This is a genomic window from Chryseobacterium sp. Bi04 (assembly GCF_918698085.1).
Taxonomy (GTDB): Bacteria; Bacteroidota; Bacteroidia; order Flavobacteriales; family Weeksellaceae; genus Chryseobacterium.
In genome coordinates, this window is the sequence record NZ_CAKKLP010000003.1 from 46,032 (window position 1) to 71,222 (window position 25,191).

Below are 25,191 nucleotides of genomic sequence, written 5' to 3' on the forward strand. Positions count from 1 at the left end.
TTTTTTCTTCTTTTTTTTATCACGAACATCCATAGAATATGAAACATGGATAATAAACAATTAACATGTGGTAGGCTGCTTGATAAAAAGTAAGAATGGTCCGGAAGATTACTCTAAGGGATCAAACATTTTCTTTGTCATTCCGTCAGGAATCTAGACCAGATAACTCATAAAGTAGAGTATAGATACGACGCTACACTACATTTCGCTCTGAATGACACCTTGTTTGCTTAAATTTTATTAACTCCTTGTGTTAAATAGAATCTACTTATTTTTCCAAGTTTTATATTTTTCTTTCATACACCGCCCACACGGGCGATAATTATTTTGTATTGCTTCCTGCTCAGATACAAAGAAAACCCTGTTTTCCCGGTTCATTCTTTTGCCTGACTTACAATGAAGCAATCCATATATTTTTAGTTTTTTATTTCCTCCAAAACAAATTTTCCGGTGGTGTATGTTACTTCTGAGAACAGAATCTGATAGCTGTGAATGCTGTATCATATTGTTTTAGTTGGCAGCATCATGGAAAATGATTCCCAGGGCGTATCGGTTTCCCTCCTTTACTTCGCTTACCCCATGTTTCATATTAACCCTGTAATAGCCTTTTGTTCCTTTTTCAGGTTTGAAATTGGTGGTAAAAATAAGCACATCACCTTTTCCGGGTTTTAAAACAATAGCTTTAGACTGTGCTCTTGGGACCTGTTGGGTTAATACAAACTCACCTCCGGTAAAATCTTTTTCAGGCTCACTGAGCATGGCAACAATCTGGATTGGGAAATACAGGTCTCCATATAAATCCTGATGTAAAGTATTGAAACCTCCCTTTTCATATTGTAAGATTAAAACAGTTGCTTTCTGCTGACCATTGCTGTGGCACTGCTTCAGGAATTCTGCATGCTCTAATGGAAAGGTTGTATCCATATGTAAAGCCTTGAACCAGGAATTGGCAATAGAAGCCAGATGAGGGTATATGGTGGTCCGTATCATTTGAATCAATGCAGGAAGGGGATAATTAAAATATTTATATTCCCCTAAGCCAAAGCGATGCCGGGCCATAACAACGGTTTTACGATAGGATTCTGAATGGTTGTAATTAGACTTCAGCATCTTACAATCTTCCTCTGATAAGAGATTACGAATAACGGTATAACCGTTTTGATGCATAGCTTCAGTAATAGAGTGCCAGTCTGTATTGTTGATTTTTTGAATAATATCTGTCATGATTTTGTTTATGTATAGCAAAGATCTAATGTTATTCATAAATATAAAATCCAAAGCATGCGGAAAATGGGCTGGATGACCATAATAAATCTTGTTCTGGACTAGCTTTATAACTTTAATCTGGAGTATAAAACCAGTCCTCTTTAAAGATACTTTTGCATCGTTAATATAAATAAAGTATAACGATGAATTACACCATTAAAAAAGCGGGTCTTGAAGATCTGAATGAAACAGCAGAGCTGTTTAATCTTTACCGTATCTTCTACAGACAGGAATCAGATCTGGAAAAAGGAAAGGCCTTTTTAAAAGAAAGGTTTTTAAACAGCGAATCAGACCTGTTTCTTGCCATAGCTGACGGAAAAGCTGTAGGATTTGTCCAGCTTTACAAGCTTTTTCATTACACCAAACTACAGAAACAGTGGCTGCTGAGTGATCTGTTTGTACATCCTGATTATAGAGGGAAAGGGCTCTCTGTAGCTTTAATTGACCGCTGTAAACAATGGTGTGAGGAGACCGGTGCATGTGGACTGATGCTTGAAACAGAGAAAACCAATGATATTGGAAATACCCTTTACCCACGTTGTGGATTTGAATATGACGGACTTCACAATTATTATTACTGGTGGAAATAGATGAGGAGTTATGAGTTATGAGGTATGAGGTATGAGTTGAGAGTTGAGAGTTGAGAGTTGGGAGGTGAGAATGAGGGTGGATAGGGGATGTAAAGTGTTGACCTTACGGTGTTAAAGTATGATATTTCATCTTATATGTTGATAAATAATAGCCGGTAGCCTGATTTGGGCTTTTCATTTTCTAGTTTTTTCTATAAAATAGTAGTATTAGTTCTACATTTATTATTATTTAATTCTACATCTATCCTTTTACTTGTACGAGACATAAAGCTATTTTTGTAAGAGCTCTGAATAATCAGAATTAGGACAGCTGAGTACAGAGCTTATGAAAGAAAATTAATCTCCGCCTCATTTTCTACTTTTTCCCCACGGTTTTATGATTAGTACCACAAAACTGCTTGGCGGAGATTTTTTACTTCAAATAAAAAGAGAACCACATTTGTGATTCTCTTTTGTTTTTTTATTCATTACCTCTGTATTACGGAGCCAATTGAGCGTAAGGAGTCAGCTTATTATCATCAGACATGGTCTGATCCAAAAACTCTCTTTTCTGATTTGCTTTCATCCTTCCGGCAGCCTCATTAGCACTGAAATAAGCTTCACTTAGCTTTGTAGCAAGTTCTGCAGGTTTGAAATCAAATTTTGTATCACCTTCCACTCCCAGGTATCCATTTTTTTTGGTAAGGTTTGTAATATAGTTATTATAGTTGATTAATGTATTTCTCAGATATTGAGTATGATACTCCATACATTTTTTAGCTTTCTTGGAAGAATTATTAAGAATACAGTTCTTCATATTGTTTCTGTATAAAAACCATTCAGATTCCAAAATTTTATATTCTTTACCCACGGCAATTTTTCCGTTTGTGACAATATTATTATCGCTTTCTTTGGTAGCAATGTTCTGAAGATGCTGCATTACCAATGGAACAGTAGCCTCAATTTTAGATTTTGTCTCCTTTAATACACTGAGATCAGCAGCCGGAGAATTCTTCTTTTGTGCAGTTGTTACGTTAAAAATAAGCAGTAATAGTACAATCAATAAATTATATCTTTTCATGAGAAATTTTTAAAGCACTAAAATAAATATAATTTCCCGGTTTAGACAAATCCATTTTAATTTTATTTAATAAATTTTAACAAGTTTTAAGAATTTAAAGGTGAAATCATCACTTTTCTGCTGATTATATAGCTGATAATTTGTTGCCATTAAAAAATATGTATATTTAATGTAAATTTATTTGTCTGATTATCAGAGGTTTAATATGTTTGCATCTCTTATCACTAAAAAAATAGTTGTTAGATTCAATTTTATATCTACATTTGTATAACTAATTTCTTAGTGATATAAGATGCATGGATCATATATCACCTTAATGATAAATGAAAAGGATATGAAAATTCAAACCTTAACCAAAGCAGAAGAACAGGTAATGCAGTATTTGTGGAAAATAGAAAAAGGATTCCTTAAAGATATTCTTGATCTTTTTCCTGAGCCAAAACCACATACCAATACCGTTTCTACAATTTTGAAAGTATTAAAGGAGAAAGAATTTGTAGATTATGATGTCTACGGAAGACAGCATGAATATTATCCGTTGGTTTCTAAAGAACAATATTCGGGGAAAACAATGAAAAGCCTTGTGAAGAATTATTTTAAAGGTTCCTACAAAAGTGCCGTTTCGTTTCTGGTAGAGAAAAATGAAATGACCGTTCAGGACCTTGAAATGCTATTAGATGAATTGAAAAAGAAAAGCTAACAATCATGGAAACACTGCTTCTGTACTTTGGAAAAGTAATTGTATGTTCTGGTGTAATGTTTTTATATTATCAGTTGTCTTTAAAAGACAAGACATTTCATCATTATAACAGATTTTACCTTTTGTCAGCAATACTCATCTCATTATTGCTGCCTTTGATCAGGATAGACGATTTTACGATAGAAGTAAATAATGATATGTATATGCTTCTTGATAAGATTCAGAATTTTAACACAACAAAAAATATAGACCATGGTCACATTTATTTTAACATTATTTTTTCAGCTCTGGGACTGGTTTCTCTCTATTTTATAGGAAAACTGAGCTATGGGATTTTTAAAATCCAGCAGTTTAAAAAACAGTTTCAGAAAGAAAGCTTTGACGGCATTAATTTTTACCGTACAGACCTGACAGAAGCCCCATTTTCATATTTTAAAAACCTTTTCTGGAAGAATGCAATCACCTTGAATTCTGATATCGGAGAACAAATTTTAAAGCATGAAATGGTACATATTGAGCAGAAGCATTCATTTGATAAAATCTTTATTGAAGTGATCACCTCTGTGTTATGGTTCAATCCATTTTTTCACCTTATCAAAAGAGAAATTAATTTAATCCATGAATATCTGGCTGACAAAAAAGCCGTAAAACATTCGGACACCAAAGCATTTGCGCAGATGCTTTTAGCAAGCCACTTTTCCGGAACACAGTTGCCTGCTGCCAGTCCGTTTCTAAGTTCAAACCTTAAAAAAAGACTTAAAATGTTACAAAAACCTAACACCAAATTCGGGTATGCGCGAAGAATTTTTGCATTACCGGTTTTATTTTCAGTGGCTTTTGCCTATATGGTGAATGCTAAAAATAAAGAAATTGAAGAAACGAATATCTCCATTAAAAATGCCGTTTTACAAATTCAAAAAGATACAGTAAGACCCGGAGAAACTGAACAGAAGAAAATTCAGGAAATAAAGGCGAATGATTCTGATGATGATAAAAAGTTGTCTAAAATCCAAAAGAAGATGGATGAAAAAGGAAAGGAACTGGATAAACTGAAACCCGGCAGCAATGCTTTTAATAAGAAAATTGAAGAAATAAATGTACTTGCTTCAGAAATAAGCAAGATTGCTGACCAAAAAGCTCTTAAGGATACGGAAGAATATTTCAAATCTCCTGAATGGAAAAATCAAATGGAAGCGCTTGAGAATATGGAGATTGAAATACCTGAACCTTTGGCAGGACCTACTTCTCCTGATGAGCCTAAAAGTCCTACTGTAATATATTCTAAAAATAGTAAAACGGTATTCTATAAAGACCTGGGCCCAAAAGAAAAAGCAGAAGTCCGAAAAGCGATGAAGGAAGCTAAAAAGGCAATGGAAGAGGCTAAAAATGCTATGAAGGAAAATGAAAAGGCAAGAAAAGAAAATGATAAAGCCAGAATAGAATCTGCTAAAGCAAGATTAGAAAGTGAGGTGGCCAGAAAAGAAGGAGTGAAGGCAAGAATTAAAGCTGAAAAAGCCGCTTTGGAAAATACAAAGAATTTCAGGAAAGTAAGTTTCACCTCAGTAGGCAGCTCTCCAAAAGTGATGGTAATGCAGGCGGATTATATTAAAAAAGATGGTGACGGGAACATTGCCATGAATGGGATAAAAAAATTCAAGGTAAGCGGATGGGATGATCTGAAATACTATATAGATGGAAGAGAAGCATCTAAAGAAGAAGCGGATGCCTTAAAACCTGAAAATATTGCAGGCGTTACTGTTTTCAAAGAAAACAAAGCTAAAGGCACACGGAACGAAATAAGAATTCAGACAAAGAAATAACGTTTCATCAGGCTTTGTCAATATTGATATTGGCAAAGCTTTTACTGACAAATCATTATGAAAAATAAAATTCTGTTCTTTATATTACTGGGGATCTTCGCCAGTGCCCAGACCAATAGGTTTTTTTACGAATACAACTTTATTCCGGATTCCAATCATAAGGAAGAAGTGAAAAAAGAAATGATGTTGCTGGATATTGATAAAAAGGGATCCAGTTATTACAGCCATGATAAATTTGTAGCAGATTCCATAGGAAGAGCCGAACTTGAAAGACAACTGAAGTCCGGAGGAGGAAACATAAGTGTTAACAGGCGGGAAAAACCTGGGCAGGTTTCTTATAAAGTAACCAAAGAATATCCGGATTTTAAAACCTCTCTCTTCAAAAATATTTCTACAGACAGATATAAAGTAAAGGAAGATAAAAAGCCTGAGTGGAAAATACTCCCTGATAAGCAAAAAATTGGAGAATATAATGCCCAGAAAGCAGCAACAAGCTTTGGAGGAAGAGAGTGGACAGCCTGGTTTACTACAGATATCCCTTTTCAGGACGGTCCTTATAAATTTTACGGGTTGCCAGGGCTTATTGTAAAGATTGAAGATTCTACGGGGTCTCACAGCATGACGCTGATAGGTAATAAAACTGTAAAATCTGTAGATGCAGAAAAAGATATGCAGGTTCCTGAAAATGTAAAGATATTAGGATTCGGAAAAGAAATTGAGGTAACGAAAGATCAGTTTAAAAAGGCATGGAAAGCCTATGTGAATGATCCTACTAAAAATATGAGAGAGTTGATGATGAAAAATGGGGGAGACGGTAATACTAAGTTTGCCTTTAAGGTGAAAACCTCCGATGGAAAAGAAATTTCTGATCCCAGTCAGGTTTTCCGGGAAATGGAAAAAAGAACAAAAGAATCGCTTCAAAAAGATAACAATCCGATAGAACCGGACCTGGTGAATTAAATTATATCATTTATTATTGAAACAGAATGTCACCGGCATTCTGTTTTTGTTTTTTAAGGAATCGACCATAGCCAACATCAGAAAATAATATCTGCTGTGTAAAAGAATACTTATTGAACTTGATTAGTTTTAAACAGGCTTATTATTACTATTATTGCAAATATTCTTACCTTTTAAGCAACAAATAAATTTTCAACTTATCATCTTATGACAGAAAAGGAAAAATGTGCAGCCGGACTTTTATATGATGCAAACTATGACAAGGAACTGATCAGCGAGCGTATTGCCTGTAAAGACCTGTGCCAGGAATATAATGAATTGAAGAACTCTGACGCTGAAAACAGAAGCCGGCTCATCAGAAGAATTATTGGAAGTACGAAGGAAAATATTTGCATAGAACCTGTTTTTTGGTGTGATTACGGATATAATATTGAAGTGGGCGAAGATTTTTATGCCAATCACAACCTGGTTATTTTAGACTGTGCCAAAGTAAGGTTTGGAGATCATGTTTTTATAGGTCCCAATTGCAGTTTCTATACTGCCGGCCATCCACTTGATGCAAAGCAGAGAAATAAAGGATTGGAATATGCTCATCCCATTACTGTAGGAAACAATGTCTGGCTGGGAGGAAATGTTGTTGTTCTGCCCGGAGTAAGCATAGGAGATAATTCCGTAATAGGAGCAGGAAGTGTAGTGACTAAAGATATTCCTGAAAATGTGGTAGCTGTAGGTAATCCTTGCAGGGTTGTTAAAAATATTTCCGAAGAAAAATAAGATTACATCACACAAAATAACTAACAATGAAAAAACTAATCACCTTAACGATTCTTTTAGTAGGCATGATAGCCAATGCACAGAATCAGAGATTCATGTATGAGTACCGGTATGTCACAGATTCTACTGCCGGAGATCAACCGGAAACGGAGATCATGCTGCTGGATGTTGTTTCAAAAGGTTCAAAATTTTACAGTAAAGATACCTTTGAAACAGATTCTCTCATTGCTGCAACTATGGAAAAACAGTTTAAGGCCGGAACTAAAGAATTAAATCTCTCAGGTATTCAATATAAAGGTAAAATACGGTATAGTGTTGAAAAGACATATCCGGATTATTCAGTGATTTTTTTCAATAACCTGGTTGCTGACGAATATATGGTAAAAGATGGAAGAAAACAACAATGGACCATTCTTTCAGATAAAACAAAAATAGGAGAATTTACCGTCCAGAAGGCAGTCTGTGACTTTATCGGCAGAAAATGGACCGCCTGGTTTACCACAGATCTTCCTATTCAGGATGGACCCTATAAATTTCACGGGCTTCCGGGATTAATTGTAAAGCTTGAAGATACTACCCACACCCATTCATTTGAATTAAAAGGAAATAAAAAGCTTCCGGCAGGATATGAATGGAAGAGTACTAAAGAGAAAGCACGATTTAACCCGATCATTACGGTGAATGAAGAGAAATATAGAAAAGCTTTTAAAGAGTATCGTGCTGATCCGATGAAAAGCGAAAGACAGATGATGGCCCAGGGGATTGTTGTTAAAGAAATAGATGCATCAGGAAAAATGACCACTGCTTCTGATTCAGAAAAAAGGGATAAAGAAACAAAACGAAGGAATGATATCCAGAAGGAAAATAATATCCTTGAGCTCGACCTGTTGAAATAAGTAGGCTATTAAAACAAAATCCCGGAACATTGTTTCGGGATTTTTATATTTTAGATTGTTGTCAATTTTATGCTAATTTCTGAGAATCTGCAATAAACTGAGCCAGTCCGCTGTCTGTTAATGGGTGTCTTAACAAGCTCAAGATCGGAGGAAGTGGAGAGGTAATTACATCAGCTCCAATTTTAGCACAGTCAATGATATGCATTGAGTGACGGATAGAAGCTGCAAGGATTTCAGTGTCAAACATATAATTATCAAAAATAAGTCTGATCTCCTGGATAAGGTTTAATCCATCAGTAGAGATATCATCCAGTCTTCCTAAGAACGGAGAAACATAAGTAGCTCCTGCTTTTGCTGCTAAAAGAGCCTGGCCTGCAGAAAAAATCAACGTACAGTTAGTCTTGATTCCTTTGTCAGAAAAATATTTTAACGCTTTAATACCGTCCTTGATCATTGGAATCTTTACTACGATATTTGGGTGGATAGCAGCCAATTCGTCTCCTTCTTTGATCATTTCCTCATAAGTTGTAGAAAGTACTTCTGCAGAAATATCTCCGTCTACAAGTTCGCAGATCGTTTTATAATGGTTTTTGATTGCTTCAGCTCCCTGGATTCCTTCTTTAGCCATTAATGAAGGATTGGTAGTTACACCATCCAAAATACCAAGATCTTTAGCTTCTTTGATTTGCTCTAAATTAGCTGTGTCAATAAAAAATTTCATTTCGTTAAATTAAATAGATTTAGTTCTGCAAAGATAGGAGAATTAATTGAGTTCCTGAGTATGAATTTTGAGTTACGAGGTCCGGGGTTCGGGATGCGGGATACGAGTTTGAGGGTGGGAGTGTTTGAGTGTGAAAAACTGAAACTGAAAATCTAGAGAAACTTTATGGGAATTGTTGTTTGAAAGGTAATCTATAAGTCTCAAATCTCGAAGTCTCTTGTCTAATTTCTAAAATCGTACATTTGTTACTCCATGAAAAAAAAGCATTTTACAGCAACACTGGAAATCATAGGGATTAATCCTTTTGTTTTTGTTCCTGAAGAAATTTTGGATCAGATTTTTGAGGATTCAGAAAGGAATAAGAGTCCGATTCCGGTAAAAGGAACAGTGAACGGTAAAGAGTTTAAGCAGAACCTGATGAAATATGTAGGGGAATGGAGATTGTATGTGAATTTACTCATGTTGAAAAATTCTCCGAAAAGAATAGGCGAAACCATTGAAGTAACATTGGAATATGATGATTCCGACAGAAGTGTTGCCATCCATCCTCAGTTGGAACAGGCGATCAGGGACAGTAATCTGGCTACAGCCAATTTTGAAAAACTGATTCCTTCAAGACGGCATGAACTGATCCGCTATATCAATAATTTGAAAACGGAAGCCGGTATTCAGCGGAATATTGAAAAAATTATCCGGCATTTGCACGGCGAAACAGACTTTTTTGGGAAAAGGATTGATTAGGGGAAAAAGAACCAAGAATCAAGAGCCAAGAATCAAGATTTCAGATGACGGATCTTAGATTCTGGTGAGATAATTTATAGTTTCCAATTACAATAAAGAATAAAAATTAGAGGGCAAGAAATAATAAAACCGGAAAATTTTCCGGTTTTATTTATTTTATGAGTTTAAAGTCTTGCTAAGTTTTATAGCATCCTGATTGGTAGGGTCATACTGTAAAGATTTAGCAATATGCTCTTTTGCTTTGCCGGGATCACTTTTTTGTTCTGCAAAAGCTATATAGAAATAGGCATAAGCCAGATTTTTCTTATTCTGCTCTACTTCTTCAGGTTTTACCGTAGCAACATACTTTTCGTAAGCAAGTTTTGCATTGGCATCATCTTTAGCAGACTGGTAGGCATATGCCTGGCTATAATAAGACGGAGCCCAATCCGGTAACAAAGCAGATATTTTTTTCCATGTATCAATCGCATTGGTCCAGTCTGAAGCATCCTGATAAGCCGCAGCCAGTTTTGATAGCGATTCCGTATCCTTTGGATTGGCTTCGATTTGTTTTTTAAGACCTTCAATAGTAGAGTTGCCCGATTGACTCACAGCAGCTGTATTAGCCGTATTCTTCGTACTGTCTGCCTGAGTGGTTTGTGCACTTACTAAACTAGTACCTCCTACTAGAATTAAACCTAAAAATAGATTTTTAATATTAACTTTAACCGTTTTCATAATCTTATATTTAAAATTCTAACTTCTGAAATTCAATAATAATTCCATAAAAACTCAAATTTTAGAAGCTTTAAGTTTTTTTAGAAAATATTAACGGGATTGATGTTTTTTTTAGTTTAATTTTTGATTCATTACCGTTTGAGTTTATCTTTGTAGTTCAGTATTTTTTTTAATAATCAATATATTTTCCCTGTATGAATATCATATTAGCTTCCACATCCACCATTTTCGGTGGAGAATATCTGGAATATTTAAGAGAAGAATTAATCCAGTTATATAAAGGAATTGACGAAATTGTTTTTATTCCTTTTGCAAGACCCGGTGGTATTTCTCATGATGAGTATACTGCAAAAGTACGTTCCTTCTTTGAAACCATCAGCATTAAAGTAAAAGGTCTTCATGAATTTGAAGATAAAGCTGAAGCCTTACATCAGGCTAAAGGTTATTTTACAGGCGGCGGAAATACATTTTTATTGGTTAAAACACTGCATGAAGAAGGGCTGATGTCTGTTTTAAAAGACAATGTGACAGGTGGTAAAGCTTATCTGGGATGCAGTGCAGGAAGTAATATTGGTGGACAAAACATGAAAACCACGAACGATATGCCGATTGTTTATCCGCCAAGTTTTGACTGCATGGGACTCGTTCCGTTCAATATTAATCCTCATTATCTTGATCCGAATCCGGATTTGAAACACAACGGAGAAACCAGAGAAACCAGAATCAAAGAATTTCTTACCCAGAATGATAGTAAAGTAGTAGGACTCAGAGAAGGAAACTGGATCAGAAGAACGGGAGACTCCATTACTGTTGAAGGAAGTGAGCTAACCAGGATTTTTGAAAAAAATAAAGAACCTTATGAAATAGAATCCGGAAGCACACTGTCATGAAACAGGAAGTGATCAATGCTTTCATAGAACGTAATCTGAAAAATTTTCAGGTGAACAGCACCGGATGGAATGCGCTGATCAAACAAATGCTGTTTGAATTTGCCATTGGAGGCTGGAACACTGAAAAAGATATTTTTGGTAAAGAAAAATATGGAGAACTCCGTTGCTACATCTATTCTGAAGATAAGGAGCTTAACACGGTCATTAAAAATATTACCCAAAAGTACACCGCACTTTCTATGGAAACCTGCGAGATTTGTGGAAGTGAAGGAAAAAAAAGATCAATAAATTTCTGGGAAACCACTTTATGCCTGAGCCATTACCTTACCCAGAAGCCGGTTATCGAAATTGACGAAGAACTGAATATCAGATCAAACAATAAAATACTGCTTACTATAAAGGATATTGTAAGAGCTGACATTGAATATGATCTTCAGAAATTACGGGTGTATACAGAAGAACCTGCCTGCGAGATGGAAGGGATTTCTTTTTCCTGGCAGGAACCCAATTATTATCTGCTTATGAAAACTATTCCGTTACAGGTGTTTCCACCGGATAGGCAAAATACGGTTTCAGAATTATTTGAAAATTTACAGCACTGTGAAATATGCGGATATAAGGCTGTTTACAAAAGGTCCTGCCTTCGTTGTCATCAGGAACCATGGACTGAATCTGAAGTCTTTATTGAAGATTATGGAGAAAAGGCAAATTATATAAAAGCCTGCCAGATGGATATCTTTATAGACGAAGATGATTATGAGAAATATTTTAAATACGATCGGTCATTTGAAAAGTCACCTGACCACCAGATCCTTTTTAGGCACCATGATCTCAAAGAATATGAGAAGCTTTTATTTTAAGTATATTTGATTAGAATTTGAATGAATAAAAATGTTTTTAGTCCGGTTCAGCCAGTCAATAGTATGATTGAGCCCCGTGATTGAGACATCTTAATAAAGTTTAGAGTAAAAACAACAATGCAATGAGAAAAACACTTGCAGTTCTCACCCTTTCTGTACAGGTTATTTCTGCTCAGAATATAGCCCAGAAATTAGATAAAGCAACCAAAGACCTTATGGACTCTTCAGGAACCATTGCTTCCGCTCTGTCATTTTATGTCTCAGATGATAATGGAAATTTTATATATGAATATCAGGGGAATAAGGGTCTTTCAACTGCTTCTACACAGAAGATTTTTACAGCAGGAGCTGCTTTGGAAACGTTAGGTAAAAATTATACGTATACCACTACTTCCAGTTATTCCGGAAGTATATCCGGGGGGAATTTGAATGGAAACCTTTTCATCAGTTCCAATGGTGATCCTACTTTGGGAAGCTGGCGGTATGATGCCTATAAACCCGAAAGCTTTAAAAAAAAATTAATTGAAGCCATTAAAAATTCCGGAATTACAAAAATATCCGGTGATCTGATTATAGATGATTCTTATTTTGACCATCAAACCATTCCCGGAGGATGGCCCTGGGATGACCTTGGAAATTATTATGGTGCAGGAGTCTGGGGGATCAACTGGAGGGAAAATCAGTTTGATATCAACATCAACGGCACAGATTTTAAAAACTTTTCCTATCCCCTGGAAGGTGTAAAATGGCTGAATGATCTAAAAACAGGAGGAAGCTCAGATCAGAGCCTGATCTTTACAGCTCCTCATTCTGATGTTGCCTTAATCAACGGTATGCTTCCGGGTGGTAAAACAGTCACCGTTTCAGGTTCTACACCCAATCCTCCTTTACAACTGGCTGCGGAAGTACAGCAATGGCTAAAAGAATCAGGAATTGAGATCTCAGGAAAAGCCATAACTAATTCTCAACTTGAAATAGAAGGAAAGAAGGCCTTGGAAGCTCCGAAAAATAATATTATCCTAACTTACCAGTCTCCGACGCTGGATAAAATTGTGTATTGGTTTTTAAGAAAAAGTGTCAATCTTTATGGGGAAACTTTAATTAAAACCTTAGGAAAAGAGAAAAAAGGAAACCCAAGCTTTAAAAGTGGAGTCGCCTACCTGAAGGAATTCTGGAAGTCAAAAGGAATTAATCCGAATATGATTAATTTTGCTGATGGCAGTGGACTTTCCCCTCAGAATTATGTGGCGGCAAAAGCAGAGGTACAGGCGTTGTTATATGCTAAAAAGCAATCTTGGTTTGAAGCTTATCAGGATGGATTTCCGGTTCAGGAGAATGGAATGAAAATGAAAAGCGGAACCATGAGAGATACCAAATCCTTTGCAGGTTACCACACCGCTAAAGATGGAAAAAAATACGTATTTTCAATTATTATCAACAACTATCAGGGAAGTGGAAGTACAGAGCTGCAGAAAATTCTGAATGTTTTAAAATAAAAAACTTTGAGAAAATCCATATTAACCAGACTGAATAACTGGATTATTTTTGTTGTAATGACTGCCTTAGTGGTAGGCATTGTAATAGCATCTACATCACTAATCAATTTCCTCCGAAAAGAAGAAATTAAAAGGATCAGCCTTCTATCCAAAGCCATACGGATCCAGCAGGAAGTGAAAACTCCTGATACCGATGTTTTGGACCTTTTACCGGAGATCCTGAATATCAATAATACCATTCCGTTTATTGTAACCGATAAAAATAAAAAGGTCATCCTTGATTTGGGGTATTACAGGAATATCCCTGAAAATACCATAAAAGATCCAGAGAAACTGCAGGATCTCATCAGGAATATGGAGAAAAACTATGATCCTATAGAAATTAAAGTGCCTGACGGAAATAACCAGTTTGTCTATTATGACAATTCACGACTGCTTAATAACCTTCGTTATTCGCCTTATATTTTAGGATTATTTATTCTCTTATATTTCGGTTTCTCTTTCTGGTTTTTCAGGACGATAAAGAAAACAGACGAAGGATACCTTTGGGCTGGATTGGCCAAAGAAACAGCTCACCAGATTGGAACTCCCTTATCATCTATGATTGGATGGATGGAGATCATGAAGCTTGAAAATCCGGATTCAGAAGGGGTACATGAGATAGAAAAAGATATTGAAAGGCTGAGAACGATCTCTGAAAGGTTTTCAAAAATAGGTTCTGTGCCGGAGCTGAATGATATGAATTTCAATGAAACAATTCAGGTAAATTATGATTATTTAAAAACCAGAATTTCCAGGAAAGTTAATTTTACCCTACAGCTTCCAAATTATACAGTTCTGGTTCCTCATAATAAAATTCTGATGAGCTGGGTAATAGAAAATCTGGTGAAAAATGCAGTAGATGCGATGAAAGGGGAAGGATCTATTACCATGTCCGTTTTTGAAAGAAATAAAAGTATTCTTGTGGAAGTAAAAGACAATGGAAGCGGAATGACAAAACAACAGGCGAGAAATGCTTTTAAGCCGGGCTATTCTACCAAAAAAAGAGGTTGGGGACTGGGATTGTCGCTGGCAAAAAGAGTTATCCATGAATACCATAACGGAGATATTAAAATCTCTCAGACTGAAGTAGGAAAGGGTAGTACGTTTAGAATAACTATAAAAAAAACGTAAGAAAATATCTTGGGAATGTATAAATCATATGCCAAATCATGGTGCGAATTTATATCTTCCTGAAATTCCCTGCATGAAAATAAGATGAATACGGAAAACGTATCCATCAAAAGATTAGAAAGGAAAATAAGGTGTTACTTTTTTATGTTTTCTTTCGGCTGGTAATCCGGATGACCAAGCTGCCAAAGAGCAAAAGAGAAAACATCAGCTAAATTTGAATATTTTTGTTTTAGAAGCTGGTCACGTCCACCGTGTCCGCCTTTATAGTCTACTTTAAGTAATATAGTATTATCAGATATATTATCCATTTGTAATTTTGCTGCAAATTTAGCAGGCATCCAAGGAGCAACTCGAGGATCATTGATTCCAGTAGTAATAAAGGTCGCAGGATATTTAATGCCTTTTTTAATATGCTGGTAAGCATCCATTTCATATAAAGCCTTGAACTCAGATTCAATATCTTTAGAACCGAATTCTTTTACACTATTTAATCCATTTGGCATTGCCTCAATTCTTAGGGTATTTAATATTCCTGCCGTTATAATGGCAACTTTGAATAGATCAGGTCTTTCAGTCATAGCTCTTCCTATAGTAATTCCTCCAGCACTTTGTCCCCAAATGGCTATTTTATCTTTAGATGTATAATTTTCATGGATCATATACTCAGCACAGGATATCAAATCCTTCCAAGAATTTGGTTTAGTATCTTTAAAACCTCCTAAATGCCATGATTCACCCTTCTCTGCACCCCCTCTTACATGAGCAATTGCAACAATTCCACCTTTTAGTGCCCAAAGCATAAATGTCATATCTAAAAAAGGACTATTATTGATTCCATAAGCTCCATAGGCATCAATCAAAAGAGGATTGTTTTTATCTTTCTGAATGTCTTTTCTGTATAGTAATGAAAGAGGAATATCTTGTCCGTCATGAGACTTGACAGTTATTTCTTTTACTATAATATCTTTGAATTCAGGATATTCTACAACCGGAGCCAGATTTTCAGGAATGAATTTTTTTGTTAATTGGTCAAATCTAAAATACTCATCATTATTTTTCCATCCTGTACAATTTATCCAGAAGTTATCGGAATAATTATTTTGAGTAGTTACCGTAATATCACCTGAAGGAAATGGTAATATCAGGTTTTCGATTTTACTATTTTGATAAAGGTATAATTTAGCCTCCACACCATTTCTTGAACTGCTAAAGACAAAACCATTTTTGATTTGATAAAGTCCGTTAATCACTTCATTAGGTATACTAGGAATTAGTATATTAGAATTTTTAAAATCCGGGCTTTTCAGTGATGTCCAATAAACTGCATTAATTCCGTTTTTCTCTGATATATAAATTATACTATCATTTTCTACAATAAAGCCGTTAATTTTTTCTTCTTTAGGAAACAGTAGCTTCCATTGATTTTTTTCATTGATATGACTAACTGGTTTGAAGTATGTATCATTAAAATTTGTAGCTCCTGCTCTATAGCCAAAGAGGTATCGACTTTCTTTTGTAGGAAGTTTTACTATAGGATAATCCTCAGAGTTTATTTTTAAATTGGGATTGTTCTTTTTTGATAATATGACATTTATTTCTTTCGAATTTTGTCCTATTTTATAAACAACAGCCTGCATATTTTTCATAAACAGATTAGAATTTGGATCTGTAATAGGAAATTGAAGATAGACAAAGCTGTTATTGTCTGGAAGCCAAGAAATACCACCACCGTTCGTTGGCCAGCAATTTGTAACAAGATCAGGAAGTATTTTATGGGATTTTAAATCATAGATAACCATTTCAGAAATTTCTTTTCCGCTTTCCGTTAAGGCGATAACTACCTTAGAGCCATCATAATTAGGTTTAATATAATTAATTAAGTATTTTTTATGGGACTTCAAATTGTAATTTTCAGGATTGAAAATTTCTGTTTCTATTCCTTTAAATCCCTTTCTGTAATATAATTTTGCTGTATTTTCATCAGGTTTCTTTTTTAAATAAAAACAAAAATTATTTTCCGTAATATTAATTTTATCTACTGAAAATGATTGTCGCTGATCAAATTCGATTCTTTTATTAATATAATATTCTCTATTGGGAATTTTATAAAGGACTGAATCTGAATAATTGGTTTGAGATTGCATCCAATTAATAACTGAAGGGTCTTTTAAATTTTCTAAATTTCTAAACTCATCTATAATCTTAATTCCAAAATAGTCTTCCGTTATAGATTTTGAAGGAGCTAAATTTGTTTTTTGAGCATTCATCATACCAAAAACAAAGTGAACAAAAAATATGAAAATAGGTCGATATGTCATTATATAAATTTATCTTGTTCTACCTGTACCTGTACCTGTTGTGTCATCTCCGTTATAATCATTCACACCGTTACCTCCTTTTATTGTTTGAGGATTATTAATCTTAACCATTTGTAGTTTTTTCAGTGATAGCTTTTTTTCAGTTTGTTTTTTCTGTTTCATCTTATTTGTTGTCTTTATTTATCTTGCGAATAACGAAATTAATATATAATTATTCAAGAATTATCTGCCGAAATTTATAAATTCCGTACAGATTTTAATTTATTGATTATATGATAAGTAAGAAAATCATGACTTTTCTTTTTCTTTTAAGGCTTTTATAAAATAGGAAGGTAACGTATTTGTAATTTTTTTAAATGCATTAGTAAAAGACTCCACATTATTGTATCCTGCTTCATCCGCAATAGCAGCTATCGTAAATTTTTGTAAATTTTTATTTTTCTTTAATTCTTCAATAATGTAATTAATTCTTAATTCATTAAGATACTGAGGAAAATTTTGCCCTTTCAATTCGTTGACCAGTTTTGATAAATAAGCTCTGTTTGTATTAAGCTCTTTTGATAATAAATCTAGATTGATTGTTTTATCTAAAAAGCGTTTATTGCTCTCAAATTCTTCTAGCTGTATTCTAAGCTGTTTGATTTTACTATCAGATAGATTCAACAATTTAGATTTTTCATTCTTTTGTTTTAGTGAAGGATAAGGTACTTTGTTATATGGCTCATCAACTTCTGAAATAGCTTCTTTTATATCTGGTTTTTCAGTTAGCAAATTGGCTTTAGATTGATATAATTTTATTTTTTTCCTATTTCTTATTTGTAAAACAAACAAACTGGCTATAAGCAAACCACCTGCACCCAATAGCCAAAATAAGGTATAGTTCTTAGAATTTAAGTCTGCAATCAAAATCTCTTTTTCATTTAACAGAAGAGGTGTATCATATTTTTTATTGATTTCTGTTGATAAAAAGCTATAGTTTTTAGTTAAAATACTATCTACAAACAAGAGATGCTCTATATAAAATAATTGTTTTTCCTTATTTCCTGTTTTTTTGTAATAATCAATTAAAAATGGATAAGTATTTCGTAGCTCATAAGAAACATTTTTACTTGTAGTAATAATAGAGTCTACCTTTTCAAATCTATTTATAAACTTTTTATTGTTCATATTATATAAAATTTTTCCTATATAATATTCACTTAGAGCTATATTTTGAATATTGTCTAGGTTTTTTGTAAAAAGATAGGAAGCTCTATCCAGAATTGGTAAAGCGAGTTTATAGTTTCCTTGCTTGAAAGTGTTAATACCTGAAACTAATGATAAGGAGGCATATAGATCCTGATCTTTGCTTTTCAAATTCTTTTCAAGTCCACGTTGGGCATAGTAATTTGAAGAATCTAATTGATTACTTACATGATATGCATATGCCAAATTATATAAGCACTTCTCATAATTGATATGACTTGTGAGATTATTCTTTTCTAAATAATTTTTATAACCTAATAATAAATTTAAAGCTTCGGGATAATCCTGCAATTCAAGCTTTAGTAGACCTATGCAGGAATTGATATTATTGTAAACTTCACCTTCTCTTTTAGCATAACCTCTGGCGATTAAGTAATTATCTAATGATTTAGCATAATCAGCAGCGTAATAATAATAAACACCTTTGTACCGATAAGCTTCTGATAAATATTTATGATTTTGCATTTTCTTGGATACAGTAATCATACTGTCTACAAATAAAAGAGTCTGCGCATCACTGCTTATTTTATATAAAGACTCATATCCATCAGCAATTTTCTCATTATTTTTATTTTTTTTAGCCTTTAGAATTATAGTATTAGCATAAACTTTAGCTTTAGTTTTATTGGAATGGAGTGTTGTATTGAACGAATTTTCTAATTGTTCAAAACTTCTGTTTTTTAAAGAGTCTGGAATACGAAATCCTTTTATATTTTGGGAAAAATATAAATTCTGACAAAGGGCCAACAAACAAATAAGGATCTTTTTTTTCATATTGTGTTTCGATATACAAAAATACATCTTTTTCAAATTATTTTTCACTGTAAGATGAATATTTAGTATTAAAAAATTGAAAATCAATATTTTGAATTATATGTATTTTAGCTGAATTTATAAATTCAATATATTATTGTCCCTGAATTTATAAATCCAGATATGCTTTTCTTGTATTATCAAAAATGCAAATGCATCTTTGCTTCAGGTAAAAACACAAAATTTACTTTTATATGTGTACAGTATAGAGATAAATATTGAAGCACGCTGATCAGCACCTTCCCATGCCAGGGATATATGGCAGACAAAATATTAATTTAAAAAATTCAAAAAAATGAAAAAGTTAACGGGTATGAAGAATTTCTCTTCGTTAGAAAACAAAAAATTGAAAAGAAATGAGCTAAAATCAGTAAATGGAGGCTATGCTGTTAAATCCAATCTTGTAAATTCTGATGGATGTGGTGAATCTGATTTTTATTCAGGGCCAAATGGAACGGGTGAATACATTTCAAGAGGCTGGTTATGTGCTGGTTGATGATTAAAAAAAGTGAGGGTTCTCCCTCACTTTTACTCTATAACACATTTTGAAAATTGATTTGATAAAAAAGATTTTCTTAACAAAATCAATAAGAATGAAAATATTAATTAGTATCTTAATAATATCTTTTTTTGTTTTATTCTCGTGCAAAAAAAACTATATCCCTTATTATAATAAGGTCAATGAGATTGACAGTATATATAGGTTAGCCAAAAAACCAAAACTAGCCATAAAAGAATATCGATCTCTTTTTAAAAAATATATCCCAAAAAATCAGGAACGTATTAAAGAGTATGAGACTTATATTACTCTTGCAGAACAATATCATGAAGATTTTGGAGGAAAGGAGAGCCTATATCAATTAATTTCTCTAATCGCTCCTTACGATAAGGAATATATAAAATATCTACCCCTTTTCAACAAATATGGCATAGATAGTACAGAAGTTCAGCGGAAAATATCAACCTGGAAAAAGGACTTAAACAGGCAATTAATTGATTCGTTTAAAACTGCACTTATAAGAGATCAGCAGGGAAGACCTGACGATACTGCATTAGTCCGGAAAAACGTAGAAAAAAATGCAACCCTTTTTAAATGGACATTTAAAAAGTTCGGATTTCCTTCACAGGATAAAATAGGAAGTTATCCCATGCTTACATTAATCAGTCATATGTCTGAATCAAAAGCTCTTTATCCATATTTAGAAACTAAAATATTAGAATATGTAAAATCTGGAGACTGTCCTCCACTTGATTATTCAATAATGGTAGACGGATATCAGTTCTTACCTGGTAAAGGTACATATTATGGTATGGGAAGAAGCTTTCTAAAAGAAATAGATTCTGCTTCAATAAATCGCCATAGAAAAAGTATTGGTCTTCCGAGTTTAAAACATGCCGCTATAATTAAGAAAGATTTTTTAAAAAAGCTCAAGGAAAATGATACTAATTATATCAAGGAATAAAGAGACCACTACCGATGAAGTTATTAAATGGCTTTCGGCAATGGGTAAAAAGTTCATTCGAATACATGAAGATGAATTTTTTGAAATTAAAGCAAAAGATAAATGTATTTATATTGAAAGCTCCCGAAACAGTTTTTTCATTGATGATATAACCAGTGTTTGGTTTAGAAGGGGAGATCTGAAATTTAAGCGGCTACAATATAAAAACCCTTCTATCAATTCCTATATGTATGAGCATCAGCATTGGCTGGAAGATTATGTGGTTAAAAAGTTAGAATCGAAAAAATGCATTAATAAAAAAAGCAATAGCAATGTCAATAAACTTCACGTTTTGGAATTGGCACAAGAGGTTGGTTTAGATATTCCTTCTTATTTTCTGGCAGAAAATACAGATCAGGTAGTAATAGGAAAAACCATTACAAAGTCTATCACTGGAATTGCGGGTGTGGAATCTTATAAAAATTCAGAGTTATTGATGTATACTTCTATTGTTGAAGAAAGAGAAGATAACCCTTTTTTCATTTCTTTTTTTCAGGAAAAAATAGAAAAAGATTTTGAAGTCCGGAGTTTTTATCTAAACAGAAAAATATGGTCTATTGCCATAATTTCACAGAATGATGAGCAAACTAAGACAGATTTCAGAAAATACAACATAGACAAACCTAATAGGAATATTAGATACAAACTTCCAAAGAATATTGAGGAAAAAATAGATTTACTGATGCAATCTCTAGATCTAAACTGTGGCTCAATAGATTTTATCAAAAGCGGAAGCGAATATTATTTCTTAGAAGTTAATCCTATCGGACAGTTTTTAGGAATATCATTAATTTGTAATTATTCCTTAGAAAGAGAGATCGCAAATTATTTGTAGATATTTTGGCTGTCACATTTAATTCATCCTGAACGTATTCTAACTATTATACTATAATCTATATGAAGAATAATTTTAGAGAAACTGACAAATTACCTCTTACTTTTACCTATGCAGAAATCATTAAAAAAACAAAAAAGCGCCGTAAAAGTGTTTATTTTCTTACATCTAGCAAGTTTCAAACAGATTTTCTTACCAGAGAGCAACCTTACAAATCACTTATAAGGCTATTATGAAATATTTTAATTTATTCAGTAATATTATTATTGCAAAAGGTGCCACCAGAATTCTCATTTCCGATCTTCAGAGAAATCTTTCTGATCTATACCCTTTAGAGCTTTATGATATTATTGAGGAGCTCAAAAATGAGGCTATTGAAAATGTCTTAGAAAATTACGATGCAGAATCTAAACAGCTTGTCCATGAGTATATAGACTTTCTACTTGAAAAGGAATATGGTTTTATAACTAATGAGGATTGGGATGGGAATTTTCTTCCATTGTCCTATGAGTTTCACGAAGCAAACAAGATTTCAAATATTTTCATAGAAATTGATAATGTCCTTGTTCTCGATAAAATAAAAAATTCTATAGACAACTTAGGAGTAAAACATGTAGTAATTTATTGTACTCAAGAACTTTCTATTAAAGAATATCAGAGTATTGACAATAAATTTAAAGGCACTGTTTTAGAAGGTATTGAAATATATTCTCCTTTTCACAATGCCTTAGATAAAGAGTTTTTTCAAATCCTCAACCAATCAACTTCAAGGATTTATAATTTAATTTTTTATAACTGTAAGAAGATCCCTTTTAACACCAAAGAAATATTTAGATTTAATATAAACTTTAGCCATGAAAATTTCAAAATATCCGCTTGCGGAAAAGTAGATCTAAAATATTTCAATACTAATCTTCCAAAAATCCTTGAAGCTATCAATCATAATTCATGTTTACACAAAAAAATTGGAATTGATATAGAGGGTAATATAAAAAACTGCCCTTTGATGCCGGAAAAGTTTGGAAATATCCATCATTCTAGTCTTGAAGAGATTTATATACAAAATGGTTTCAAAAAATACTGGGATCTCACTAAGGATAAAATAGAAATTTGTAAAGATTGCGAGTTTCGTTATATCTGTACTGACTGCCGTGCATATACAGAAAGGACGCACACAAACAAAGAAGGTCTTGATATTTCAAAGCCTTTAAAATGTGGCTATGATCCCTATACTGGAAAATGGGATGACTGGAGCAAAAATCCAATTAAGCAAAAAGCAATAAAATTTTATGGGTTATCAGAATTGGTGGAAAAATAAAAATTATATTTATAAAAAAACATATGATATGAAAAAACAATTACTAAGCTTATGTATAGCTATAGGAACTATGGCATTCGCTCAATCTACAGAGGGACCAAAATTTGGTATTAAAGCCGGAGGTAACTTTTCAAGCATAACAGGAGATGACACCAAATCAAAGTTTGGATTTTATGCCGGAGCATTGGTAAATGTTCCAATTTCTGAGGCATTCAGTATTCAACCGGAGGTTGTGTACAGCCAACAAGTGGCAAACCGCTAGAGCAAAGGCATTATGATGCATGGGGCAGTCTGGTGGCCTTGTCATTTGGAAATCACGGAGCAGTGATCATGGATAAAAACACCATTGATAATTCTGCGTTATTAATAGACAGGGGCTATACCGGTCATGAACATTTTGCTGAGGTAGGAATTATTCACATGAATGGCAGGTTATATGACCCGCTACTTAGAAGGTTCTTAAATGCTGATGAAAACATACAGGACCCTATGAATACCCAAAACTATAATAAGTATGGGTATGTGATGAACAATCCACTCATGTATAATGACCCAAGTGGAGAGTTCTTAGGGTGGCTTATTGGGGCTATAGTAGGAAGCTATTTAAGTGGAGTTCAGGCCAATCATGGAAATTGGAATCCTGTAAAATGGGATTGGCAAAACACCTGGACCTCTGTAATTGGAGGAGCATTCGCTGGAGCAGCTCTTGGTCAAGGGATAAGCAATATTAGTGTATATGGAACAAAATTTATTCAAAATTCCGTAGTGGGAGCTGTTGGAAGTATATTTAATGGACTCGCCAATGGACAAAACATTTTTAAAAGTGCATTAACAGGATTCGCAGGAATAAATTATTCATTTAATTTATCGGGGAATAGTATGATTTCTACCGGAGTTAATGCCGGATATAAATATATTGTTTCTCCTGATTACAATGACTTTTATGCTCCATATCAGGAAAATCCAGCAGCTCCTTGGTATTTTGATAAAAAAGGCGAAGAATTGCTTAATCACTGGCTTGAAGGATCAGGAAAAAAATTAAATTTTGCGTACGACAAAGGTTGGAGTGACTATATGAGTAAAAATGGATTTATACGGGATGAACTTGTCAAAAGAGCAGTGGCAAGAAGTTATATGATGTATTCCGAAAAAAAAGCCAAGTATTCTGAAACGTCAGGAAATTTTGGTTTCGAAATAGATAATACATATAATACTGGTTATGGTATGCTACATGGAACTCAGTATTTTAGTTATTTTATGAATGGAAACTATGTTAAGTCAACTGATTCGTATGTTTTTAATTTTAATTTGAAATGGACTGATCAGATAAACCATAATAATCATGTTTTAATGGATCGGGTTTTCAGTGGTATTACAAGATCTGCTGCCCATCCTGCTGATTATTGGATAACAATTAAATGGACTCAAACAATTATAATAAAAAGTAAAGAATGGGAAAGATTACGATAATTATAGCGTTATTTCTTCTTATTAATTGTAATAAAAATTCTAATGTTACTAGAAATGATAAGAATAGAGCAACATTTGTTAAGACAAATACATTTATAAATTCGCCAGGTATATATTACTTTAGGAACATAAGTATTATTGTAAAAGAATTTAAAGATAATACTATTGTCTATGGAATTTGTGATTATTATAATAATATATTATATCAGAGAAATATTAATACTTCAATTAGTAATAACATGAAATGGGCTATTTACATTGATAATAAAGATCAAATATGGTTTTATAATGTAGATTATCAAGAGACCAGTGTATTTATTATGGAAGGGAAAAAAGGAACTTTTATTAAAGATAAAAATAAATTTCCTCCAATACCTCCAGAGCTTATGAAATTTATAAAAGAATAGTTTTAATGTCAAAATTTGTTGATTAATAATGAAAAATTGAAGACCTCTTCTTTTAGTATAAATATATTGGGTAGAATAATTATATTAACCTTACAATAGCGTATGAATTATCGTACAGTTTTAATGATAATATTTTCCTTTTTCACTACTTTAAGTTGTAAGGATAAAAATGGTAAAGATCTTCTTGATTTTAATGATTACCCATTTAACACAAATGTTGACGGAGAAGGAAGTTTTAATATAGGTTATGTTTTTAGTATTGATAAAAAAAGTTATATAGAAAAAGAGTATGATTTTATCTATTACACAAAAGATTTGAATGAAAGAAAACTTTTAATACCAGGAAGCTTGGTTAATGATGAGTTTTCAATTTATTGGAGAGAAGTTAATCTTCCTTTTAAAATTATTAAGAGAGCAAATAGTGATACACTAGTAATAATTAAAACTAACAAAGAATTTATATTTAAAAGGGTGAGAAATAGTGACTAATTATAAAGTGCTGTAGAGAATCATGGATACAAGTACTCCTGTTTTCAACAACGATCTAAAAACAAATATGAAGAGAATACATTTTCAATATATTGGTTTCGTAATATTTGTAAATAATCATTATTTTAGG

Annotated in this window: 25 protein-coding genes and 1 pseudogene; 19 read left to right on the forward strand and 7 right to left on the reverse strand. The window is 33.1% G+C overall.

The features are described 5' to 3' along the window. Positions 1-264 precede the first annotated feature (264 nt). Entirely contained in the window at positions 265-504 is a 240-nt protein-coding gene (locus LQV47_RS06440) for an Ada metal-binding domain-containing protein (RefSeq protein ID WP_230035044.1), read from the reverse strand. A 6-nt stretch (positions 505-510) separates the two neighbouring features. Beyond that, positions 511-1,224, reverse strand: coding sequence for a 2OG-Fe(II) oxygenase (locus tag LQV47_RS06445; protein ID WP_230035046.1), 714 nt, complete (start codon positions 1,222-1,224; stop codon positions 511-513). Between the two features lie 185 nt (positions 1,225-1,409). Here LQV47_RS06445 and LQV47_RS06450 point away from each other — a divergent pair, with 185 nt between their 5' ends. After that, a complete protein-coding gene (locus LQV47_RS06450; RefSeq protein WP_230035048.1) occupies positions 1,410-1,856 on the forward strand; it encodes a GNAT family N-acetyltransferase in 447 nt (148 codons plus the stop codon). 478 nt (positions 1,857-2,334) lie between these two features. Here LQV47_RS06450 and LQV47_RS06455 read toward each other — a convergent pair whose 3' ends face one another. After that, positions 2,335-2,916 (reverse strand): hypothetical protein, encoded by a 582-nt coding sequence (locus LQV47_RS06455; protein WP_230035050.1) that lies wholly within the window; start codon positions 2,914-2,916, stop codon positions 2,335-2,337. A 334-nt stretch (positions 2,917-3,250) separates the two neighbouring features. On the opposite strand from LQV47_RS06455, the gene LQV47_RS06460 reads away from it, so the two are divergent. The 5 genes from LQV47_RS06460 (at position 3,251) to LQV47_RS06480 (ending at position 8,066) form a co-directional block, all read left to right on the forward strand. Beyond that, positions 3,251-3,616: a BlaI/MecI/CopY family transcriptional regulator gene (locus LQV47_RS06460; RefSeq protein ID WP_230035052.1), complete on the forward strand. Its 366-nt coding sequence runs from the start codon at positions 3,251-3,253 to the stop codon at positions 3,614-3,616. A gap of 5 nt (positions 3,617-3,621) precedes the next feature. Then, a complete protein-coding gene (locus LQV47_RS06465; protein ID WP_230035054.1) occupies positions 3,622-5,436 on the forward strand; it encodes a M56 family metallopeptidase in 1,815 nt (604 codons plus the stop codon). A gap of 57 nt (positions 5,437-5,493) precedes the next feature. Beyond that, the gene (locus LQV47_RS06470) at positions 5,494-6,396 is read left to right on the forward strand and encodes a GLPGLI family protein (protein ID WP_230035057.1); all 903 of its coding nucleotides are present in this window, start codon (positions 5,494-5,496) and stop codon (positions 6,394-6,396) included. A 207-nt stretch (positions 6,397-6,603) separates the two neighbouring features. Further along, complete coding sequence (locus LQV47_RS06475) at positions 6,604-7,170, forward strand: sugar O-acetyltransferase (RefSeq protein WP_230035058.1); 567 nt, start codon at positions 6,604-6,606, stop codon at positions 7,168-7,170. A 26-nt stretch (positions 7,171-7,196) separates the two neighbouring features. Further along, positions 7,197-8,066 (forward strand): GLPGLI family protein, encoded by an 870-nt coding sequence (locus tag LQV47_RS06480; protein ID WP_230035060.1) that lies wholly within the window; start codon positions 7,197-7,199, stop codon positions 8,064-8,066. A gap of 67 nt (positions 8,067-8,133) precedes the next feature. Here LQV47_RS06480 and fsa read toward each other — a convergent pair whose 3' ends face one another. After that, the gene (gene fsa, locus LQV47_RS06485) at positions 8,134-8,787 is read right to left on the reverse strand and encodes a fructose-6-phosphate aldolase (RefSeq protein ID WP_230035062.1); all 654 of its coding nucleotides are present in this window, start codon (positions 8,785-8,787) and stop codon (positions 8,134-8,136) included. Between the two features lie 252 nt (positions 8,788-9,039). Here fsa and LQV47_RS06490 point away from each other — a divergent pair, with 252 nt between their 5' ends. After that, complete coding sequence (locus LQV47_RS06490) at positions 9,040-9,528, forward strand: YdeI/OmpD-associated family protein (RefSeq protein ID WP_230035071.1); 489 nt, start codon at positions 9,040-9,042, stop codon at positions 9,526-9,528. A 156-nt stretch (positions 9,529-9,684) separates the two neighbouring features. On the opposite strand, the gene LQV47_RS06495 is transcribed toward LQV47_RS06490, so the two are convergent. Continuing rightward, positions 9,685-10,245, reverse strand: coding sequence for a hypothetical protein (locus tag LQV47_RS06495; RefSeq protein ID WP_230035073.1), 561 nt, complete (start codon positions 10,243-10,245; stop codon positions 9,685-9,687). Between the two features lie 194 nt (positions 10,246-10,439). Between LQV47_RS06495 and pepE the strand changes: the two genes are divergently transcribed. The 4 genes from pepE to LQV47_RS06515 all read left to right on the forward strand — a co-directional run bounded on the left by pepE (position 10,440) and on the right by LQV47_RS06515 (position 14,664). Beyond that, a complete protein-coding gene (gene pepE / locus LQV47_RS06500; protein WP_230035075.1) occupies positions 10,440-11,135 on the forward strand; it encodes a dipeptidase PepE in 696 nt (231 codons plus the stop codon). Further along, positions 11,132-11,995 carry a hypothetical protein gene (locus tag LQV47_RS06505; protein WP_230035077.1) on the forward strand — a complete coding sequence of 288 codons (864 nt, stop codon included), beginning with the start codon at positions 11,132-11,134 and terminating at the stop codon, positions 11,993-11,995. Before pepE ends, LQV47_RS06505 begins: the two co-directional genes overlap by 4 nt. A gap of 122 nt (positions 11,996-12,117) precedes the next feature. Continuing rightward, positions 12,118-13,491, forward strand: a complete 1,374-nt coding sequence (dacB, locus tag LQV47_RS06510; RefSeq protein ID WP_230035079.1) for a D-alanyl-D-alanine carboxypeptidase/D-alanyl-D-alanine-endopeptidase — start codon at positions 12,118-12,120, stop codon at positions 13,489-13,491. Positions 13,492-13,497: 6 nt separating this feature from the next. Continuing rightward, positions 13,498-14,664, forward strand: a complete 1,167-nt coding sequence (locus tag LQV47_RS06515; RefSeq protein ID WP_230035081.1) for a HAMP domain-containing sensor histidine kinase — start codon at positions 13,498-13,500, stop codon at positions 14,662-14,664. A gap of 134 nt (positions 14,665-14,798) precedes the next feature. Here LQV47_RS06515 and LQV47_RS06520 read toward each other — a convergent pair whose 3' ends face one another. After that, positions 14,799-16,982 carry a prolyl oligopeptidase family serine peptidase gene (locus tag LQV47_RS06520; RefSeq protein WP_230035083.1) on the reverse strand — a complete coding sequence of 728 codons (2,184 nt, stop codon included), beginning with the start codon at positions 16,980-16,982 and terminating at the stop codon, positions 14,799-14,801. 288 nt (positions 16,983-17,270) lie between these two features. Continuing rightward, positions 17,271-19,001: an AraC family transcriptional regulator gene (locus LQV47_RS06525; RefSeq protein WP_230035085.1), complete on the reverse strand. Its 1,731-nt coding sequence runs from the start codon at positions 18,999-19,001 to the stop codon at positions 17,271-17,273. A 334-nt stretch (positions 19,002-19,335) separates the two neighbouring features. Between LQV47_RS06525 and LQV47_RS06530 the strand changes: the two genes are divergently transcribed. From LQV47_RS06530 to LQV47_RS06565, 8 genes and pseudogenes are all read left to right on the forward strand, one after another. Further along, positions 19,336-19,536, forward strand: coding sequence for a TIGR04139 family peptide modification target (locus LQV47_RS06530; RefSeq protein ID WP_230035087.1), 201 nt, complete (start codon positions 19,336-19,338; stop codon positions 19,534-19,536). 97 nt (positions 19,537-19,633) lie between these two features. Then, positions 19,634-20,503, forward strand: coding sequence for a hypothetical protein (locus LQV47_RS06535; protein WP_230035089.1), 870 nt, complete (start codon positions 19,634-19,636; stop codon positions 20,501-20,503). Next, positions 20,478-21,377 carry a grasp-with-spasm system ATP-grasp peptide maturase gene (gene gwsG, locus LQV47_RS06540; RefSeq protein ID WP_230035091.1) on the forward strand — a complete coding sequence of 300 codons (900 nt, stop codon included), beginning with the start codon at positions 20,478-20,480 and terminating at the stop codon, positions 21,375-21,377. The genes LQV47_RS06535 and gwsG overlap by 26 nt, the downstream gene beginning before the upstream one ends. A gap of 232 nt (positions 21,378-21,609) precedes the next feature. Continuing rightward, positions 21,610-22,695 (forward strand): grasp-with-spasm system SPASM domain peptide maturase, encoded by a 1,086-nt coding sequence (gene gwsS / locus LQV47_RS06545; protein WP_230035093.1) that lies wholly within the window; start codon positions 21,610-21,612, stop codon positions 22,693-22,695. A 28-nt stretch (positions 22,696-22,723) separates the two neighbouring features. Beyond that, positions 22,724-22,957 (forward strand): PorT family protein, encoded by a 234-nt coding sequence (locus tag LQV47_RS06550; RefSeq protein ID WP_230035095.1) that lies wholly within the window; start codon positions 22,724-22,726, stop codon positions 22,955-22,957. Further along, a pseudogene (locus tag LQV47_RS06555) lies at positions 22,942-23,316 on the forward strand (RHS repeat-associated core domain-containing protein); the annotation flags it as partial. The gene LQV47_RS06550 and the pseudogene LQV47_RS06555, both read left to right, overlap by 16 nt. A gap of 830 nt (positions 23,317-24,146) precedes the next feature. Further along, positions 24,147-24,572: a hypothetical protein gene (locus LQV47_RS06560; RefSeq protein WP_230035097.1), complete on the forward strand. Its 426-nt coding sequence runs from the start codon at positions 24,147-24,149 to the stop codon at positions 24,570-24,572. Positions 24,573-24,674: 102 nt separating this feature from the next. Beyond that, positions 24,675-25,061, forward strand: a complete 387-nt coding sequence (locus LQV47_RS06565; protein WP_230035099.1) for a hypothetical protein — start codon at positions 24,675-24,677, stop codon at positions 25,059-25,061. The last annotated feature ends 130 nt before the right edge of the window (positions 25,062-25,191 follow it).

Coding starts and splice junctions, on each gene's coding strand:
- LQV47_RS06520 (WP_230035083.1), bottom strand. CDS start 16,982: ATGACATATCGACCTATTTTCATATTTTTTGTTCACTTTGTTTTTGGT.
- LQV47_RS06445 (WP_230035046.1), bottom strand. CDS start 1,224: ATGACAGATATTATTCAAAAAATCAACAATACAGACTGGCACTCTATT.
- LQV47_RS06505 (WP_230035077.1), top strand. CDS start 11,132: ATGAAACAGGAAGTGATCAATGCTTTCATAGAACGTAATCTGAAAAAT.
- LQV47_RS06530 (WP_230035087.1), top strand. CDS start 19,336: ATGAAAAAGTTAACGGGTATGAAGAATTTCTCTTCGTTAGAAAACAAA.
- gwsG (WP_230035091.1), top strand. CDS start 20,478: ATGATACTAATTATATCAAGGAATAAAGAGACCACTACCGATGAAGTT.
- LQV47_RS06455 (WP_230035050.1), bottom strand. CDS start 2,916: ATGAAAAGATATAATTTATTGATTGTACTATTACTGCTTATTTTTAAC.
- LQV47_RS06550 (WP_230035095.1), top strand. CDS start 22,724: ATGAAAAAACAATTACTAAGCTTATGTATAGCTATAGGAACTATGGCA.
- LQV47_RS06525 (WP_230035085.1), bottom strand. CDS start 19,001: ATGAAAAAAAAGATCCTTATTTGTTTGTTGGCCCTTTGTCAGAATTTA.
- LQV47_RS06560 (WP_230035097.1), top strand. CDS start 24,147: ATGGGAAAGATTACGATAATTATAGCGTTATTTCTTCTTATTAATTGT.
- LQV47_RS06450 (WP_230035048.1), top strand. CDS start 1,410: ATGAATTACACCATTAAAAAAGCGGGTCTTGAAGATCTGAATGAAACA.
- LQV47_RS06565 (WP_230035099.1), top strand. CDS start 24,675: ATGAATTATCGTACAGTTTTAATGATAATATTTTCCTTTTTCACTACT.
- LQV47_RS06495 (WP_230035073.1), bottom strand. CDS start 10,245: ATGAAAACGGTTAAAGTTAATATTAAAAATCTATTTTTAGGTTTAATT.
- LQV47_RS06465 (WP_230035054.1), top strand. CDS start 3,622: ATGGAAACACTGCTTCTGTACTTTGGAAAAGTAATTGTATGTTCTGGT.
- fsa (WP_230035062.1), bottom strand. CDS start 8,787: ATGAAATTTTTTATTGACACAGCTAATTTAGAGCAAATCAAAGAAGCT.
- LQV47_RS06460 (WP_230035052.1), top strand. CDS start 3,251: ATGAAAATTCAAACCTTAACCAAAGCAGAAGAACAGGTAATGCAGTAT.
- LQV47_RS06535 (WP_230035089.1), top strand. CDS start 19,634: ATGAAAATATTAATTAGTATCTTAATAATATCTTTTTTTGTTTTATTC.
- LQV47_RS06490 (WP_230035071.1), top strand. CDS start 9,040: ATGAAAAAAAAGCATTTTACAGCAACACTGGAAATCATAGGGATTAAT.
- gwsS (WP_230035093.1), top strand. CDS start 21,610: ATGAAATATTTTAATTTATTCAGTAATATTATTATTGCAAAAGGTGCC.
- dacB (WP_230035079.1), top strand. CDS start 12,118: ATGAGAAAAACACTTGCAGTTCTCACCCTTTCTGTACAGGTTATTTCT.
- LQV47_RS06475 (WP_230035058.1), top strand. CDS start 6,604: ATGACAGAAAAGGAAAAATGTGCAGCCGGACTTTTATATGATGCAAAC.
- LQV47_RS06440 (WP_230035044.1), bottom strand. CDS start 504: ATGATACAGCATTCACAGCTATCAGATTCTGTTCTCAGAAGTAACATA.
- pepE (WP_230035075.1), top strand. CDS start 10,440: ATGAATATCATATTAGCTTCCACATCCACCATTTTCGGTGGAGAATAT.
- LQV47_RS06480 (WP_230035060.1), top strand. CDS start 7,197: ATGAAAAAACTAATCACCTTAACGATTCTTTTAGTAGGCATGATAGCC.
- LQV47_RS06470 (WP_230035057.1), top strand. CDS start 5,494: ATGAAAAATAAAATTCTGTTCTTTATATTACTGGGGATCTTCGCCAGT.